The organism is Prochlorococcus sp. MIT 1342 (assembly GCF_047304495.1).
GTDB classification, from domain to species: Bacteria; Cyanobacteriota; Cyanobacteriia; order PCC-6307; family Cyanobiaceae; genus Prochlorococcus; species Prochlorococcus marinus_D.
Genome location: NZ_CP138957.1, coordinates 2,391,575 through 2,409,206 on the forward strand (window position 1 = coordinate 2,391,575; position 17,632 = coordinate 2,409,206).

Below are 17,632 nucleotides of genomic sequence, written 5' to 3' on the forward strand. Positions count from 1 at the left end.
TCAGCTCGACTCCTGTTGGCGATAGAGGGCGTAGTACCGACCTCGCTTTTCCATCAAGGCTTCGTGAGTGCCCATTTCCACGATTGCCCCTTGATGCATCACCACGATTACGTCGGCTCGACGAACGGTGGAGAGCCTATGGGTGATGAAAAAAACCGTGCAGTCATGCATGGCGTTGACGAGGTTGTCGCAAACCTTGCGTTCGGTTTCGTAATCGAGGGCGCTGGTGGCTTCGTCCATCACCAGCAGCTTGGGATTGCCTAAGAGCGTGCGCGCGATGGCGATCCGTTGACGTTGCCCTCCGCTTAAGGAAGAGCCCCGTTCCCCAACCGGTGTGCTGTAGCCGCTCGGTAGTGTCATGATGAAATCGTGAGCGACTGCCAACTTTGCAGCCATGATGATCTCGTCGTTATCGGCATCAGGCTGCGTGAGCGCAATATTTTCGCTGATCGAGCCTGAAAACAGCAGAGGATCTTGCGGCACGATCCCGATCTGGCGTCGTAAGGAGTAGAGCTCCACTTTGTCGATGTCATAGCCGTCGATCAGGATGCGGCCTTGATCTGGGGAATAGAGACGAGGCAGCAGCTTCACCAATGTGCTCTTGCCGCTGCCGCTCTGACCGACGATGCCCACAAAGGTACCGGCCTTGATGTTTAGGCTGATGTCTTTCAGGACTGGTGCTGCCGATTTGCTGAAGCTGAAGCTGAGATCTTCAAAGCTCACATCTCCTTCAAGCGGTGGTAGTGGAACTTTGCCTTTATCAAGGTCGTTTGATTCTTGAGGGGTGTCGATCACATCAGCAAGACGCTCAAAACTCACCCTCAGTTCTTGGATGCTCTGCCAGATGGTTGAGAGCCTTAGCAGCGGTTGGGTGACATAGCCGGAAATGATGCGAAAGGCGATCAGTTGTCCAAGGGTTAGCTCTCCAGCCAAAACCATGCTTGCGCCTACCCAAAGCACGAGTAATTGGGAGATTTTTTGAAGTACCTGACTGGTTTGGCTGAGTGCGGTGCCACTAATTGTTTTTTCGAAGCTTCGGCTGATGTAGCGGCCGTAACGCTCTTGCCACTTCCAACGGCTGATCATTTCTACGTTCTGAGCCTTCACTGTTTGGATGCCTGTTAGCACCTCAACCAGGTGGCTTTGAGTCTTGGCATTTTCCTCGGCAGTTTGTCGGAATTGACGCCGGAAAAGAGGTGCTCCCAACAGAGTGAGTCCGATTTGAATCGGTAATACAGCCAAGGCAATCAGGGTCAGCAGCCAGCTGTAGATCACCATGACCACCACATAGATCACAGAGAAGGCAGCATCAAGCAGGGTGGTCAATGCTTGGCCGGTGAGGAAGTTGCGGATCTTCTCCAGTTCGCTCACCCTTGAGCCCAATTCGCCAACTGGGCGCTTGTCGAAATAGCCCAGTGGTAGACGCAGTAGGTGGTCAATCACTTCAGCGCCTAGGCGTTGGTCGATGCGGTTGGTGGTTTCAGCGAAGAGAAAGGTTTTGAGACTGCCCAACACACCTTCCAGGACAGTCACGATGACAAGGGCAAAGCCAAGGATCTGCAGTGTGTCGAGGCTGCGTTGATTGATGACCTTATCGATGATGACTTGGATCAATAGGGGGTTGGCCAGCGTGAACAGCTGGACCACGAAACCTGCTATCAAGACTTGGATTAAGACACCCCTATAGCGCTGCAGTGCTGGCCAGAACCAACTCGGACCAAAGGCCTGCTCAGGAGTGGTGTTGGAACGGTCGAGTAGCAGTAGTTCGATACCTTCAGGAAAGGCTTCCTCCAGCTGACTCGGATCTAGCTTGATAAAACCCTCGCTTGGTGAGGCCAGGGTGAGGCCTAGTTGATCGCTGCGGGTTACTAGAGCAAAGCTTTGCTGCCATGGCACCAAGGTGGGCGTCTGTAAGCGAGTGCCCATCAGGGCTGGTACCTTGGCTCCAGCAACGTGCAAGCCAAGCCCGGCTGCGATCTGGCCGCACATTCGCAGGGTGGGCGTTTGGCCGCGGCGCAGACTGTCACGCAGCATTTTCTCGATCGAGTCGCGTCTGAATGGCAGCTTCATCAGCTTGGCCAGCATCTGGAAGCAGGCCAGGGTTTCTTGGAGTGGGCCTTGACCGCCAACGAAGAAGTCTTCGGAGCTTGAGGGGCTATTGAGGCTGCTGACGGGTGGTCTTGATGGTGCGAGTGACAGTGCTTTCTCAGGGGTCTCTTCGTCGTTCTGCAGAGTGCTATTGCTCTTGCTATCGACTGCTGGTCTGAGCAGAGTGGCTAGTGAGTCGGCTGGTAGGGCAATCAGCCTTAGGCAGAAACCAGATTGGGGTTTGCTTAACTCGCGAATTGCTGCGATTGAGTCCAGCTCAGTGTTGATCGGGCAGCTGGGTATCGACGAGGCGAGGAATAGACGTTTGCCATTGTTTAGGGCTGCTTCTGCTTCATCGTTATTCGCGCTAATTAATATGGCCAGAGGGCCGAGGACCTTCAGCCATGCCTCCAGGGAATGGTGGTTCTTGGCTGTGCTTGCTCGGATCCCCTGGAGAAGGGCAGCGACTTCTGCGTCCCAGAGATAAGCCTCACAACAGTCTCGAATGTCTTTTTCAGAGTTGTAGAGCTGTTGGAAGGTTGCGTCTGTGATGCTCCAAGCCACAAGCTCTGTTGCAGCTCGCACGGCTTCGCAAGATTCACCTCTTAGTAGAGAGGCTGCTCCGATTAAGGCGCCGGACTCAAGTTTGATCCGTGTGGTTAAGCGACCATCACTGCTACCAAGCAGACGGGCGGTGCCGCTTTCGATCAGCAACACATGACCAGGGAGGTAATTCTCTTCGCATAGGGATTGACCGATTTGAAACTTCAGTCGCTCACCTTTGCTTTTTAAAGCGTTTTGCAGTGGAGCAAGGGGGTAGTTGGGGGTGGCCAGTGTCATGTGAGGGCACCAGTCTCAAATTGATCGCCGCGCAGAGTTGAGATCAGGTCATTGGTTTGTTGTTCAACCCAGTCATCGAATAATTCGATCGCCATGCGTTTTTGCATATTGGAGTCAAATGTGGCCAGTTGTCGCTCTTCAAGGCGTGTTATTACCCACCAATGCTCAATATTGAAAGGTTCCAACAAGACTCCTGGGGTTGCTGTGCGCATGCGCTGGCGAAGCAGGGGATGGGCTCTGCCTAGGCTTGCAGGCCCTACGAGGCCGTGGGACGCTCTTTCTCGGCCCTGGGAATGTTCAGTTGCCAGCACCGTGAAGTCGGCTTCTCCTGCTTCGATCTGCAGGTAAAGCTCATGGGCCAGATCAGCATCCTCAACTCGCAGCAAGCTGTAGGTGAATTGATCAAGCTCTTCCTTGCGTTTCAGGAAGTGCGCTTCGGCTTTGGCGCTGAATTCTTTAAGACTTAAATATTGAACTTTCAAAGGGATCCCAAGTTGATGAATGAGGTCTGGCTTGATCAGACCTTGATGAGAGAGATATCGCTCGAGACGGTCCTCATCATTTAGCCCATGCTGCTCGCAGAAGCTCGCAATCGCCTGATCTAGTTTTTCTGCCGGTAACTGAACAGCTGCGCAGGCTTGATCAATGATCATCCTCTGGACGAGTGACCTCAACAGGTTTTTATTGCGAAGCAGAACCACAATGTCTTTAGGGAGCTTGTTGAGGCTCTCCCGAACGGTCTCTTGGAGGTCGGCCACGATGTTCTTGGGTGCCAATTGAGGCTAGTTGGTCGGTGTTTAGTCGAAAGGTTCTCAGTATTGTCTTTTGATTGTTTTCGCGCTTGGCAGGGCTGGGAGAGATGAGTCATCGTCTTGGAGCTGAGCCAACACCTGCCTTGCTCGTAGCACCACGTCATCAGGCACACCAGCTAGACGGGCAGCTTCAATGCCGTAACTGCGATTTGCACCGCCTGCGGCCACCTGATGCAGGAAAACCAGGTCGGCGCCTGTTTCCTCCACCAAAACTTGAGAATTGGCGACATTGGTCAGCTCTTGGCTCAGCCCGTTGAGTTCGTGATAGTGGGTCGCGAACACAGTGCGGCTTCTAATATCTGTTGCCAGGTGTTCGCTCACCGCCCAGGCAATCGAAAGGCCATCAAAGGTGGCGGTGCCACGTCCAATCTCATCGAGAAGCACTAAGGAACGATCGCTGGCGTGATGGAGAATGTTGGCCGTTTCTGCCATTTCCACCATGAAGGTGGATTGTCCCGCCGCTAGGTCATCGACGGCGCCGACGCGGGTGAAGATGCGGTCTGCGATGCCAACACGGGCCTGCTTTGCAGGTACCCAACTACCCACCTGGGCTAGCAACTGTATGAGGCCGATTTGACGCAGGTAGCAGCTTTTGCCACTGGCGTTTGGGCCTGTGAGTACGACGAGGTCGATGTCCTTGCCAAGTTCTACATCGTTAGGGATGAAGGATCTCTCTACTAGTAGTTGTTCCACCACTGGGTGTCTGCAGGTTTTGAGCTGTAGTTCTCTGCTGTTATCGATTTCTGGGCAGCAATAGTCTCCAGTCGCGGCCACTTCTGCTAGCCCGACTAGCGCATCGAGTCCTGCTACTGCCCGGGCTGCTTTACGGATTGAAGTTGCCTGTTTTCCCACTTGCTCGCGCAACTGGCAGAACAGTTCGTATTCCCGTTGGCAGGCTCTTGCTCTGAGCTGGAAGATCTGCCCTTCACGGGTTTTGAGATCTGGAGTGATGAAGCGTTCCTCATTGGCCAGGGTCTGCCGGCGGATCCAGTGGTCCGGCACCATGGAAGCCTTGGCTTTGCTTACGGCTAGGAAGTAGCCGAAGGTACGGTGGTATTGCAGGCGCAGATTAGGGTTGCCACTGAGTTTGCGTTCTTGGACTTCCTGACCTGCAAGCCAGGTGTCTTGGTCATCCAGTTGATTGCGCAGGCCATCTAGCAGCGGATCGACGTTGTCGTGCATGAGGCCTCCCTCGCTGAGGCTGAGCGGTGGGTTATTGATCAATTGCTCGCGGATACTCGCCGCCAGCTTTGGCAGGCTCTTATCCAGAGTCAGCAAGTTGTCGAGCCAGTGTGGGGCAGAGCTCAATGCATTGTGTAGTTGCTCTGCTAGCAGTGGTAATCGTTCAATGCCATCGGCAATAGCCACTAGCTCACGGGCACCAGCATGACCGGCACCTGCCCTGCCGGCCAGCCGTTCTAGATCTCCCATCGCTCGTAGCAAGCGTCGCAGTGAATGCCGCAGGGAGCGTGTCTCCACGAGATGGTTCACCACTGCTTGACGGGCGCGGATCGCTTTGCTGTCTAGGAGGGGGGCCTCGATCCAGCGACGCAGGCAGCGGGCTCCCATTGCGGTGAGGGTACGGTCTACGGCCCACAGCAGTGACCCTTGAAACTGGCCGTCCCGTTGAGTGCTTGTGAGTTCTAGGTTGCGTCGGGTTTGGGCGTCGAGCACTAAGGCATCGCCGGCGAAAACTGTGAGCGGATGTTCCAGGGGCATCGGGGCGATGCCGTCAGCGACATTTTCAGCAAGGGGTTGGGTGTCCCTTAGATAAGTCAGCAGTCCTCCGGCGGCCCTTAGTGCTAAAGGCACCTCTTGCAGCCCTAGACCGTCAAGGGTGCTGAGCCGGTAATGATTGAGCAGCGTGCGCTCGGCCTCAGGCTGGCTGAAGGGGGTAGTGGCCATCGTTGTCAGGAATAGCTGCTCTGGACACCAGGCAGGCCTGCTGCTTTCTTCGATCTGTTGAGCAATGATCAGTTCAGAAGCCTCGAGCTGATTCAGGTGTTGGTGCAGCTCAGCGCTCCCCTCCCGTTGTGTGACCAGGAATTCGCCTGTGCTGACATCGGCGTTGGCTAGACCCCAGCAAAACGGTCGGTTGCCCTGGGCTGGCTCAACCACAACTGCTGCTAACCAATTGTTGCGGCGAGCTGTAAGCATGCCTTCTTCCAGCACTGTGCCTGGGGTGAGCACCCTGGTGATGTCACGTTTGAGTAGTGCGCCTTTGCTTGGGGTTGTTTCCAGTTGGTCACAAATGGCCACGCTTAGCCCATGGTGGATCAATTCGGCGCAATAGCGCTCTGCAGCGTGGTGGGGGACGCCTGCCATCGGCACACGGCCGATCCCTTTACCTCCTTCCTTGCCTGTGAGAGTTAGCTCCAGCAGCCTTGAGAGCTGAATGGCATCTTCAAAAAAGCATTCAAAAAAATCGCCGAGTCTGTAGAGCAAGATCCTTTCGGGATGTTTGGCCTTGAGTTCCACGTAGTGACGAAGCATTGGCGTGAGCTGCGCAGGGTCAACAAGGCTGTGGTGTGCCCAGGCGGGCAGGTCGTTGTCTTGATCGGCTGTTTCGAGTTGCTCTTGGCTTTCAGAATCAAGTGGGATGGTTGGAACGGATGTTGGCTTATGTCGATTGCGGGGTCGTCTCAGTGATTCGTTGACGAGTTCTTGATCAGAGAGATCGATACCCAGAGCCCTAGTAACGGTTTCTTGGCAGCTTTCAGCGTTTGCCTGCGGTTCCACATCACCAAACAGACTGCCTTGCAACGACTCAGCGTTGGCAGCCATCGGCGAATCCTGCCAGTAAATACATGGCATCGTAAGGCTGTTGTGCTGGGCAGGATGTGAAGCCTCGCGACACCCGTGGAGGCCTTTTCATGAGAAGCCTCGGCGTCGTGGGAGAATTTTCAAAGATCAGAGCATTGGCTCCGCCGCCTCAACTCCATGCAGATCATTTCCGACATCGCTGTGAACGCCCTGTTGTTCGCATCATTGCTTTTGGTTGTTGGGATTCCGGTGCTTTATGCAACCCAAAAAAACCCTGGCGATCGCCGCAACCCTGAAATCAAGAAGATCGAAATCATTGGTGGGGTTTGGTTCCATCTTGTTTTGCTCAACGGAGCAATCAGCTTCTTGGTGGTTTGAGCCCATCACTTGAAGCTTGATCTTGGTCCGCTTTGGGCAATCACATCCTTAAATTTGGCTTGATTTAGCCAGGTCCCTTGATTTGTAATTGGCGGATCACGACCATCGCCTTTGGATTGGTCACTTGTTTGATTGATTGTTTCCGCCTAAAGAATTGCCTGCTTAGTGCCAGCTTCTTTGGGGCCCCATACCCTCTGAGAAGGATGATTGTTTTGCAGGTGCTTGACTAGTTGATGTGGACGTCACCCGTGCAGCCTTGATCATGACGCATGCGTAGCTTGTTGCCGTTGGCGTTGCCGCTCAGCGTGTTGTTGATCGGCAGCTGGCGATTGGCGGTTACTTCTCAATCTCCTCATTCGGCTGAGGTGTTGATCCAGAAGGAGAAGCAACAACAACTCCCTGACTTGACTGTGCCTCCTCCTGGAACGGGCACCACTTGTGATCAGGACCCTTCACTTGATCAGGACTTGCTATTGGAGGGACAGCGTCTTGGTATCAAGGTCATTTCAGGTACTCCTCAATTGCAGGGTAAAGACGCCACCTATCGAGCAGAACATGGCCGTTTGGGCATGATCACCTTGAAACCAAGGCCGATGAGCGCTGAAGTGCGCTGCCAGTTGATTAGCCATGAGTTTATTCATGTGCTGCAGCATATTCACGGTGACCTTAAGGGCGTGCCACCGTTGGGTTGGCCTGCATCAGCTCAGCTCATAGAGAGCACCGGGGTAATACAAGAAGCCGAGGCTTATCACTATCAGAACAGTGCGGGCTATGTACTGCGCATGCTAAGGGCGACGCCGGTGCCGGGTTGATTATTAAGCCAGTGGATTGAAATTTAGGGATTAATGCTGCTACTTAAATATAAGTTGTGGGCTGCCAATCGATATTTGTAGTAAATCAAAGTGGGAAGCATTAGGAATTGATAATTGACCAGCATTCAAATTGGAGTAGCAATTTATTTCTAATATTTTTGAACAATAGCTCGTTCCTGATTAGCATTTTATTTTACTTATTGTTTCTAGCCTCTAGTTTGATGATTTAGCTTTAGGGAGCCAGTGCAGCTTTGAGAAGCTCTTTTAGCGCCAAATAGGTCGGCGGATTGACAGGAATGCTTCTTAGTTTCTCGGGTTCGGCAAATAACTTCAGCACTAATGTTTCTAGTTCCTCTATGGACGAGGCCCAAAACACATCTGGCCGCTCTGCCAGTGCTAGGTAATCACCCACAAGTCCAGGGTCGCCAAACACCACTTGGGGGACACCTGCGGCCATCACTTCGAAGAAGCGGTGATTGAGGTCGTTATTTAGTGGCACATTCAGTACTAGGCAATGCTGCGCATAAAGCTCTGCAGCTTCTTCCGCGGTGTTTGTCGTTGCATGGCGACATGGCACTTGCCCGCGTGAATGCAAAGCCGTCACTAATTCTCGGCGTTGGGGGTGATGAGGCCCAAGGCTGCCCACGTGCAGGAGCTCTAGGCGCTGGGAATGAGTGTCCGGGATAGCCCTTGGGTAGCGGAAAAACGTCGGCGGAAGGGCGCGTACCGGTATTGAGACTCGCCGACTGACTTCATCAACCAGCGCAGGATTGAAAGTCAACAGCACAGCGTCATGGGATTCTGATGTGAGGTAATCGGCTAGCGAGTTGATTGGTTGAGAGCCATGGTGCAGATCACCGCAGGCGAGTAGTCGGGGTCCTGGCCACTCCCTTAAGCCTCGTAGAGGTGCAGAGCGAATTAGAAAAGGATCTGTGTAGTGCAGCAGTACACCCTTTATGGGCAGACCTCGATACTGAAGAGCCGAGATGAGTGTGTCGACTCTTTGATTTGGCACTGAAAGTCCATGGGGTTGGTTTGCGATCTGTGGGCCTGCTTGCAAAAGCCCTTGTTGCTGCCAGAGCGGTTGAAAGGCTCCGTAGTGAAAAAGGATGGTGGTTACAGTCATTATTTGATTCTCAAGCGGAAAAAACTGATTACCCAGACTTGCAGGCCGGCTCTTGCTTTGGCGCATAACAAAACGCTTGTGGTACAGCTTTGTAATGAGTTGGGAAAGGTTTTCACTAATAATTACATTGAATATTTCATCTCTTGTTACAGTTATCCTCAGCTCGAGTCTTATTGGCTGGTCAGTAATACGCATTTGCCAAAATAGCCTCCATTAATGAAGAAGCTGAGATGTCTAGTCATTTGGTATCCCGTGCTTTATTTGAGCGACGTGATCTGATTGCTTTGGCCTCAATTAGCTATATGTATGGTTTAGGAATTCCTAGTAAATATCTCAATGCACCAGTTAAATTTTAGGCCGGAGTTATTCTTGATTTGCGTAGCTTGCTGCGAGAAATGGTTAATAACTAATATGATCACAATTATTTGGAGATTGGTCGTGGTCGCTTTCGTGTGAAAGGGGATGTGTCTAAGATTGGCCCTGATTATGAGGATCACTTGGTTCGTATTTAGTTGTTTGGCGATGAGATTGTGCTCATTCGTTATGCTGACCCCACCAAAGCCGAAATGTTTAAGCTTTTAGAGACAATTAATGTTTATTCTGCAAAATATTTGTGACGCTAAAGGATCGCCTTTCGGTGGCTGTGTAGGTGATTAGAGATTAGTTGCGGGATCGCTTGGATGTTTTCAATGGTTAAGGTACTTTTGGAAGCTCAGTATTTTCAGCAAAGTAAGGCTTATGAATTGGAGATGTCATGGGAGGTTGGCTATTGTAATGGTGTCGAGAACTATGCGCGACATCTTGCTGGTCTTCCTCAGGGAGCGCCGCCCAAATATTAGATTGATTACTTCCCAAGTGATTGGCTGATGATTGTTGAAGAAAGTCATGTGACCTGTGCTCAATAGCAAGTGATTTCAAGGGTGATTAAGCCCGCAATAGCGGGTGCTGAAGACCACTTACAGCAAGCGTATGGCATCTTGTCAAAGCCTGCGGGCAAGAGAGACAGCAATTCGAGCTCCCTTTTTTGGAGTTAGCCCTGCGCTTACAAAAAAATATGGCGCTGACTAGGATTTGGTTGAGATCGTTGGGAGGACTGTCGATGGCCTTGACTCCGATGCCGGTTTGGCCCGAATTGATCGATCAGCTTGTGATCAACCTTGGCGCCTTAATCTGAAGAGAGAATCCTAACTTTGAAGTGGTGGTCTTAGAGGCCAGTAAGGGAGTGGAGGCGGTGATAAGTGACACCGGTGTCCCAGTTGATCATTTGTGGCGCTATCGAACGGGATACATTCTCAAGCCAACAAATCAGTCACAATCTCCCTACGTTTGGGATGGTGAGGCTCAAGGCTTCCCACCGTCAATAGTTCAAGCTTGGGAGTTTGATAGCGGTTTGCTGAGGGATAATGAAAAACGAGAGGGCAAATATAAAGTGCACAGTTACACTAATTCTTAAATTCACCTCGCCAAGTATCGCATTGGTGAAGGTAAGCATCATCGAATCTTGGAGCTCCGCGGTTTGGTAAGTCTATAGAGGTCCTAGTAGTTAGAAGCCGTTGTTTGGCCTAAGTAGGCCAGAAGCCGAGGTCCTTGGCACTGACGCAATCGCCATACTGGTAAGTTAAGCATTTAGCAAGAGTCACTGTAAGTTAAGAAAACTAAGCGGCAGTTGCACCATTTCTTTGTTGCAGTTGGATAAGGAGCAACACCTATGGCTGCTGCACCGATAAGGACCTTGAACCTTTAATCACCTGATGTCAAATATATGGACTCATGACCGGTTGAGGCAGCAGGATTGGTTGGCCCACTAATCAAAAAGCAAGGTATGTAAAATCATGACTTGGCGAGCCCTGAAAAGATAGGGAGTTAGCTTCAGCTGCCTAATCTCAGATTATATATGATCGTTGTGATTTCGTTAACCTTCTGATCTTTCTTGGATGCATGCCATTAGAAAGTCTGATTATATAGCCATAGAAAAGCAATTTGGTTCTAATGTTAATCATATTTTGCCTGCAGAATTCTCAAAGAATAGAGGCTCATGATTTTCATCTTTGATGCACGTTTAAAGTCAATTAACACTGGTTATGTGACTCTCTCAAAACATTGATAAGTTAAATACAGATTTAGATGCAATCAAATATCGATCATATAATAGTCTTTCAGTATACATTTTATATCCTCTAGGGATGCTTCTAATTTTTGAGGTGAGCTACAGATATGGTGAACTTTGTGCTGGTAACTAGTGCCACCTTTGTCAATATCGAATAATAGTCCATGTCCTCCAAAATAACCAGCGATATGAGAAAAGCTAGATCCAGCCATGAACAATACGTCGGAATTGAGCATTAAAGCAAAATCATTAATTTCATTTGAATTAATCCATGAATCCATGATAGTTGAGACGAAAATCTGACGCCCTTGCCTGACCAATTGATTGGCCACAATATCAATCCAAGATGCATCACCTTGTGTACATATCACTATAGGTATTTCTAAAGGCGCCACTATATTGATAGAAGATAATAGATTAAGATAAAAATCATTGTCAACAAACCAGCTCGGATGCTTGGTATCACTTACATCACCTCGTCGTATATGAATGCAAATATACTTGTTTAGGCTTGTCGTAGCTTCTACGTTAAAGATTTTGGCTAAGTCATATTTTATCAAAGGAAGATTTAAAAGATTGTAAAGACAACCTCCACTCTGGTCAAAGGGTAAAAATGTGATAGTATTATTAGGCCTTGTCTCAATAAGTTTTATGACATGGACAAGGTTTGTGATGGAATGAAAGTCCCATCTGCGACTTCCAACCCCATCTATTCGATCTGCTTCTATATATGCTATATCAGAAACAGGCTTCTCAATCGAAGAAACAATATATTTACTTTTAGTCCAATCAATTACGTTATTCCACTTATCGCAGAAATACATATATCTTGGTAATATTAATTTGGAGCTTGAAATATATGCTAATAAATAAGCGGCAATTATCGAGTTTGTTTGATGTCCAAATCTACCATAACGATCGGGCGAAGAAACCAAATACTTCACTTGCTAGCTGGAAGGAATATATCAATAATACAATAAACTTAGCGACGCATGTAGCGTTAGATATGGACCAGCAAAATATAAAATTTTAGGAGTATAAAAAATCAATAGATTAGACAAGAAATTTTTTTAAGTCTCTAGAATGAGATAGCTTAAAAGCGCTAACGGTTTGAACTAACTCCTGAGTATTCATGCAGCCAATAATTGGAATAGTAGAAAAAGGTAAATGTTCATACAAGGACGTAGCAATAATAGAGGGATCTGTAGATTTAAGAAATCTAGAAATTCTTTTTAGCCGATCAATATCCGGTGAAAGACGTAATAAAAGATTGTCTAAGTCCCAATTACTTCTAATATCATTGACTGGAAAATTGATAGAGGATAAATCAAACTCATCTGAGGAATTTAATTGAGATAATAAGATAGGAATGAGCCCTGATCCAAAAATCGAACGAGGGTATACTTCAAGAGATTCAAGGGAGCTAGCATACTCAAGAAGTCTGAGATCTATCCAGCTTAAGTTGCATTGTATTGCCTGAAAATGAAAACATGGGTGAATATTGATGATGTCATTAGGACTGCCTAGCGATATTCCCACTTTAATTTGTGAGCCTAGATAATCACGCACGACTGAAGAAAAATGTTCTAGAAAATTTAAATCATTGAGTAATTGTGAGGGTGGATTATGTAAAAAAATTGTCTTATAATCAATTGGTTTAGTTTTAGCAATATGCTCTAAATGATATGTAATTAAATCAGTTGAAAATTTGCCAGTATCAATATCGAGACCAACTTTTGTATTTACTTGAAAGTTGTAGCCATTATCAGCGCACAATTTTAAAAGAGTACTTGCTCTGCCATTCCCATACCCTGGAGCTGTATCAATAAGTGTAATGTTTCTCTGTAGTGAAGTAAATAAAATATCTAGAGCCTCAGCCTTAGTAACTACACCATACCCTGATAGATCATTATGATATTTTGAAATAGCGTAAATACCTAGACAAATATTCATTATTTGATAATGTCAAAGGATCTTAGATAAGAACCGCGTTTATTTCCATACCAAACCACTTCTCTAAGCCAGTCATTAAGATCAGTATAACACTTACTATTCCTCGAATACATAAACCTTCGACAGTTCCGTGTGAGATCTACAAAACAACCTTCAATATGAGAAGAGTAGCATTCATCTATATTGAAAGATAGAGAAAATTGAGATTTTTCAAATGAAAATGGCGTATTAAGTAGCCAATGGTTAAAATTTACTGATTCATTAATTATTTCTTTTGAGGCGTCTGGCCCGATGTGATGGAAATACTCATTATTTGAATGATTGACGAGAGAAAAAAGGTGACTTGAAATTTCACTGTAAAACTGTTTCAACTTATTATTCGTGCAATAATCTATAAAAAGGTATTCATCAACCGGCCAGTAAATATCAAGCCAAGTTGCAGAGTGAATATATTCAGCGGATCCACGGCTAATGTTCATTGCTTCATTATCTAAAAATGATATCAAAGAATTAAGCAATGGATAATCAGTGGAGATATTGACGAACGAATCTAATATGTCGGAAATTGGTAAAGAGAATATAGAATTAACAATAACAAGTGGAACTTGAGCGATTTTATCAAAATATAAAAAGGCAGTAAGCCAAGATAATGATCTAACTTTTCTCCAATCAGAAGCGGAAAGAGAAGCTGTTTCGATCACTAACTCTTGCTTTTCACGAGTCAGTTCATCTTCTTCACACAAGGATCCGTGCATATTTACGATATCCGAAATTACAGTTTTTATTCCATACTTTGACCTTTCTTCAGGCCGAGCAATTTCTGCATTTGGAAGAATGGAAAGGTTATTAAACTGAATTCTGTTATGTTGACCTGACTCTATAAGCTTGCACATTCCTGAAAGATAACTATCATAAGTTTCACCTGGAAGCGCCAAGATAAGATCGGAGTAAGTTGGCACACCATCAGATTTAAATCGCTTTTGCAGTTCAAAATACGATGAAAGCCGTATGTTTGATCTTTTGATATTTTTAAGTGCTTCATCAGACATTGTCTGCATCGATAGAGTAACCCCTTTATTTAGTCCAAAGTCGCATAGTATTTTTTGTGTTTCATAAGACCTATCTGTACTATTCTTTGTATTTTGAACAGAAAGAGCATGTGGATAACCAGTTCTTTCTTTTGTTAATCCAGCCATTCTGGCTATTTTCGGATCACGAGAAAACATGCCAAAATTTGCATCGCAACAAAAAATAAATTCTATTTTATTTGTGCTAAACCAGTTCATTTCTTCTTGAAGCCTTTCCTCTGGGAATACACCAATTATTTTGGAACCAGTAGCCGAACCCCAGTCACAGTAGGTACATGTAAATGGGCATCCCCTATTCGTTTCCCACAGACCAATCCAATTTTCATTAGGATTTTGCTTAAATAAGGATTCAAATCCTCCTGATAAAAATGGTGATGGTATTGTACTTAGATCTTTAATTCTTGGTGCTCTATCAGTTGTTATATAATTGTTTTCATAAATAAAGCTGGCAGAAGGTACATTGAAAAAGTTCTTGTTTTCAATGAATTCTTCCAATAAGATCTTCATAGATACTTCGCCCTCATTATGTAGCGCAATATCTATAAAGTGATGACGACGCAGGAATCCCTCGGATAAATCAGGAACAGATGGCCCACCAGCAAATATGAGTGCATTGGGATTTAGGGTCTTAAACCTCTTGGCAACTTCTAACGATAAGTTAGTATTCCAAGCATAAAGGCTTAGTCCTAGTACATCTGTATTTTCTAAAGCAGCTAGAATCGTTGAAATATTTGCGCGTTTATAAATATATGGATTAAAGTAATATTGATCACAAGCAGAAGAGGTGAACTTGAAATATGTTGCTAATATCGCAGCTGAATAAGGTAGGTAATTTTGGCCAGAAAAGGAATTGTTAATCTGTATGAGACTGACATTTTTAACTCTCATAGTAAAGCTCCCTCCACAGAGGCAATGATAAGGGGAAATGATTTTTAATCTTTATCCTATCATTAACTAATAGCATAACGCCATGAACCCCTAATACCTAGCATTGGAGATGATGGCCACTACTGTTATAGCATTTCATGTTCAATACATATAAGTGTATTGAAATACCCTTTTACCTATAAGAATGAAGCCCTTTCCTCAACTTTTTCACATATGTAATGATAGATAATTTGATGAAGTTGCTGAATAAAAGGAGTTTTTGAGCATTGGACATTAAGAAGGATATCTGAATACTCCGCTAACTCGCCGCCATCCTGACCTGTAAGTCCAATTGTTTTAATGCCAGAAGATTTTGAATATTTAAACGCTTCAATGACATTTTTGGAGTTACCACTCGTGGATATTCCCCAGCACACAGCATTTTTGTCTTGATGATGGGCCTCTAACTGTCTAGAAAAGATTGTAGAAAAATCATAATCATTACTTAAGGCTGTCAAGATTGATGTGTTTGAATTTAAGCAAATGACATTTAAGGCTTTCCTGTCGATAAGATATTTACCAACAAGTTCTGCTGATATATGTACCGCATCAGCTGCTGAACCACCATTACCAAAAACATATACAGTACCATTTCTTAGCAAGCAGTCAGAGATCAAGTTGATAGTATCAAAAACTCTAGCCTGGAAGGATTTGTCGTCCATTAAATCCTCAACATATGCATAATGTTTCTGTAGATAGTCTTTCATAATGATTCAATGAGTAAAATACACTATTTTAGACCCTGTAGATTCAAAACGAAAAGGAACAAACATTTTTTCGTCTAATGATTTTTTTATCGCTTTATGTCTTTCTTTTGGAGCATAAAACAACATAAAACCTCCACCTCCTGCCCCAAGAAGTTTGCCTCCTAACGCACCAGAGGCCAAGCCTGCGTCATACATATGATCGATTCGTTTATTTGAAATAAATTTCGTGAGAGATCGCTTAATCTTCCATTGCTCATCTAAGAGTGAACCAAATTCATCAATAGAAACTTTCTCATTAGTGAGAATAGATAGGGCATGCTCAGTAAGTTGGTTTATCGAGTTCAATTCATTATACTTATGCTTTGTACTCTTTATCTGATGATCTGCGATTGTGGAAGCAGTTCGCGCAAAGCCTGTAAAGCATAATAGTAGATTTTCCTCTAGCATTTTACTTCTTTCTTTTGATATTATTACAGGATCTACATCTATTGATTGTAAGCTGTTGAATTTAATATGGTTCAGACCTCCAAATGCAGCCGAAGCTTGATCCTGTGATCCAACAAATTCTCCAATTATATTCTGCTCTACATGAATTGCCTCAAGTGCTAGCTCTCTTTTTGTTGGCATATAATTTTTCAATGTATACAGTGAATGAAGCATTCCTACTGTAAATGTCGAACTTGAGCCTAATCCAGATTGAGCCGGAAGGTCTGCATTATGTACTAAATCAAGTCCTCCATTTACACAAAGGTATCTAATTGATTCTCTTACGGATGGGTGATGAATATCATCAAGCATAGTTGCATATTCTTGCTTGAAGTATCTGATCCTGTATTTATAATCAAAGAATGGTGGCAACCATCTTGCATTTATGTAGCTATATTTGTTGATTGTGGTGCTAATTACCTGCCCTTTGTTGCTTTGATACCATATTGGATAATCAGTTCCGCCACCAAAAAATGAAATTCGAAAGGGAGTTCTGCAAATCAGCATCTTAATGGATTATAAAGAGATACATGCTATATGAAGATGAATTAAAGTAATTATATCGCAGGTTCGTAAATATATCAATGATGTAAATTATACCATTTAATAGTCCTGCTAATTCCTTCTTCAATACTGACTTTAGGCGACCACCCTGTGAGATTCTTGACTTTTCGACTGCTAATTAATCTAAAAGGGATCATTGACGGCTTGTTCATATCATATTCTATGATCGCCTCTTTATAATCAGATACGTTGATTATAATTTCTAAAATTTGATTTATTGTAACAGACTGCCCTGATGATATATTGAAGACATCATATTCATCCGAAAAAAGAAATGACAATAGTAGACCTTCTATAAAATCATCTATATACAAAAAATCTTTAACATCAAGCCCATTACCCCAAACAATAAGTGGAACTTGGCGCTCAATGGCCTTTCGAATAAGAGAAGGGATTACTTTTGACTTTGGATAACAAAATTTATCGTAAGGTCCATATAAATTTGCCGGTCTAATGACTACAGATTTCATCGGTGATGAAATCTTGGACGAATACATTTCACACATGATTTCTGTAAATCGTTTCATCCAAGCGACTATATAGTACTTGTCAAAAAATTGGTTGTTACAGTCTGATTCTTCTACTGCTTTATTGCATTGTGGATAAACTACGTTAGAGCTTAAAAAGCAAAACTTATCTATATAATTATTGCACGAAGCCTTTAATATATTTGCATTCATTATGATATTTGGATGCAAGTGAGTTAACGGGTGATTTTCAATAATTGCAGCCCCAGAACTATTTGCGGCAGCCATAAAAACATAATCTTGGTTATGAGTTGCTTGCATGCAATCTTTAAACAAGCTAAGGTCACATCTTATATAGTTAATATGATCATTCATATATTGTGGTTTATTCTCGTAGAAAGTCCCGGTTACTACCGCCCCTAATTCATTTAACTTCTTAGTTAGATTACTCCCAACGAATCCACTCGCACCACAAACTAATACTTTTTTCCCTTTGTAAAAGCTTTCTAACATA

12 protein-coding genes and 1 pseudogene are annotated in these 17,632 nt (G+C 45.1%); 3 read left to right on the top strand and 10 right to left on the bottom strand.

Annotation, left to right across the window (positions count from 1 at the left end):
* The 3 genes from SIB79_RS12175 to mutS are packed head-to-tail and all read right to left on the bottom strand — an operon-like array spanning position 1 to position 6,524.
* Positions 1-2,928, bottom strand: coding sequence for a peptidase domain-containing ABC transporter (locus SIB79_RS12175; RefSeq protein ID WP_063404252.1), 2,928 nt, complete (start codon positions 2,926-2,928; stop codon positions 1-3).
* Positions 2,925-3,686, bottom strand: a complete 762-nt coding sequence (locus tag SIB79_RS12180) for a peptidylprolyl isomerase (protein WP_063405294.1) — start codon at positions 3,684-3,686, stop codon at positions 2,925-2,927. Before SIB79_RS12180 ends, SIB79_RS12175 begins: the two co-directional genes overlap by 4 nt.
* Positions 3,687-3,740: 54 nt before the next feature.
* On the bottom strand, positions 3,741-6,524 hold the full coding sequence (gene mutS / locus SIB79_RS12185) for a DNA mismatch repair protein MutS (protein WP_063404250.1): 2,784 nt from the start codon (positions 6,522-6,524) through the stop codon (positions 3,741-3,743).
* Between the two features lie 156 nt (positions 6,525-6,680).
* Between mutS and psbZ the strand changes: the two genes are divergently transcribed.
* Positions 6,681-6,881 (top strand): photosystem II reaction center protein PsbZ, encoded by a 201-nt coding sequence (psbZ, locus tag SIB79_RS12190; RefSeq protein ID WP_011129459.1) that lies wholly within the window; start codon positions 6,681-6,683, stop codon positions 6,879-6,881.
* 269 nt (positions 6,882-7,150) lie between these two features.
* A complete protein-coding gene (locus SIB79_RS12195; protein ID WP_063404248.1) occupies positions 7,151-7,693 on the top strand; it encodes a hypothetical protein in 543 nt (180 codons plus the stop codon).
* A 232-nt stretch (positions 7,694-7,925) separates the two neighbouring features.
* Here SIB79_RS12195 and SIB79_RS12200 read toward each other — a convergent pair whose 3' ends face one another.
* A complete protein-coding gene (locus tag SIB79_RS12200) occupies positions 7,926-8,819 on the bottom strand; it encodes a glycosyltransferase (protein ID WP_063405292.1) in 894 nt (297 codons plus the stop codon).
* A gap of 24 nt (positions 8,820-8,843) precedes the next feature.
* On the opposite strand from SIB79_RS12200, the pseudogene SIB79_RS12205 reads away from it, so the two are divergent.
* Positions 8,844-9,721 (top strand): annotated as a pseudogene (locus SIB79_RS12205) (excinuclease ABC subunit B); the annotation flags it as partial.
* A gap of 1,228 nt (positions 9,722-10,949) precedes the next feature.
* Here SIB79_RS12205 and SIB79_RS12210 read toward each other — a convergent pair.
* The 6 genes from SIB79_RS12210 to SIB79_RS12235 all read right to left on the bottom strand — a co-directional run bounded on the left by SIB79_RS12210 (position 10,950) and on the right by SIB79_RS12235 (position 17,631).
* The gene (locus tag SIB79_RS12210) at positions 10,950-11,861 is read right to left on the bottom strand and encodes an alpha-1,2-fucosyltransferase (protein ID WP_155724688.1); all 912 of its coding nucleotides are present in this window, start codon (positions 11,859-11,861) and stop codon (positions 10,950-10,952) included.
* Between the two features lie 118 nt (positions 11,862-11,979).
* Positions 11,980-12,879: an aldo/keto reductase gene (locus SIB79_RS12215; RefSeq protein WP_063404242.1), complete on the bottom strand. Its 900-nt coding sequence runs from the start codon at positions 12,877-12,879 to the stop codon at positions 11,980-11,982.
* Positions 12,879-14,855, bottom strand: coding sequence for a B12-binding domain-containing radical SAM protein (locus SIB79_RS12220; protein ID WP_063404240.1), 1,977 nt, complete (start codon positions 14,853-14,855; stop codon positions 12,879-12,881). The genes SIB79_RS12215 and SIB79_RS12220 overlap by 1 nt, the downstream gene beginning before the upstream one ends.
* A gap of 176 nt (positions 14,856-15,031) precedes the next feature.
* Positions 15,032-15,601 carry an SIS domain-containing protein gene (locus SIB79_RS12225; RefSeq protein ID WP_081215689.1) on the bottom strand — a complete coding sequence of 190 codons (570 nt, stop codon included), beginning with the start codon at positions 15,599-15,601 and terminating at the stop codon, positions 15,032-15,034.
* A gap of 6 nt (positions 15,602-15,607) precedes the next feature.
* Positions 15,608-16,594, bottom strand: a complete 987-nt coding sequence (locus SIB79_RS12230) for a kinase (RefSeq protein ID WP_063404236.1) — start codon at positions 16,592-16,594, stop codon at positions 15,608-15,610.
* A 74-nt stretch (positions 16,595-16,668) separates the two neighbouring features.
* Positions 16,669-17,631 (bottom strand): NAD-dependent epimerase/dehydratase family protein, encoded by a 963-nt coding sequence (locus tag SIB79_RS12235; protein WP_063404234.1) that lies wholly within the window; start codon positions 17,629-17,631, stop codon positions 16,669-16,671.
* Position 17,632: the final 1 nt, after the last annotated feature.

Excerpts from the sequence above, each read along its gene's own strand:
- SIB79_RS12235 (WP_063404234.1), bottom strand. The coding sequence starts at position 17,631 with ATGTTAGAAAGCTTTTACAAAGGGAAAAAAGTATTAGTTTGTGGTGCG.
- SIB79_RS12215 (WP_063404242.1), bottom strand. The coding sequence starts at position 12,879 with ATGAATATTTGTCTAGGTATTTACGCTATTTCAAAATATCATAATGAT.
- SIB79_RS12200 (WP_063405292.1), bottom strand. The coding sequence starts at position 8,819 with ATGACTGTAACCACCATCCTTTTTCACTACGGAGCCTTTCAACCGCTC.
- SIB79_RS12225 (WP_081215689.1), bottom strand. The coding sequence starts at position 15,601 with ATGAAAGACTATCTACAGAAACATTATGCATATGTTGAGGATTTAATG.
- mutS (WP_063404250.1), bottom strand. The coding sequence starts at position 6,524 with ATGGCTGCCAACGCTGAGTCGTTGCAAGGCAGTCTGTTTGGTGATGTG.
- SIB79_RS12195 (WP_063404248.1), top strand. The coding sequence starts at position 7,151 with ATGCGTAGCTTGTTGCCGTTGGCGTTGCCGCTCAGCGTGTTGTTGATC.
- SIB79_RS12220 (WP_063404240.1), bottom strand. The coding sequence starts at position 14,855 with ATGAGAGTTAAAAATGTCAGTCTCATACAGATTAACAATTCCTTTTCT.
- SIB79_RS12175 (WP_063404252.1), bottom strand. The coding sequence starts at position 2,928 with ATGACACTGGCCACCCCCAACTACCCCCTTGCTCCACTGCAAAACGCT.
- psbZ (WP_011129459.1), top strand. The coding sequence starts at position 6,681 with ATGCAGATCATTTCCGACATCGCTGTGAACGCCCTGTTGTTCGCATCA.
- SIB79_RS12230 (WP_063404236.1), bottom strand. The coding sequence starts at position 16,594 with ATGCTGATTTGCAGAACTCCCTTTCGAATTTCATTTTTTGGTGGCGGA.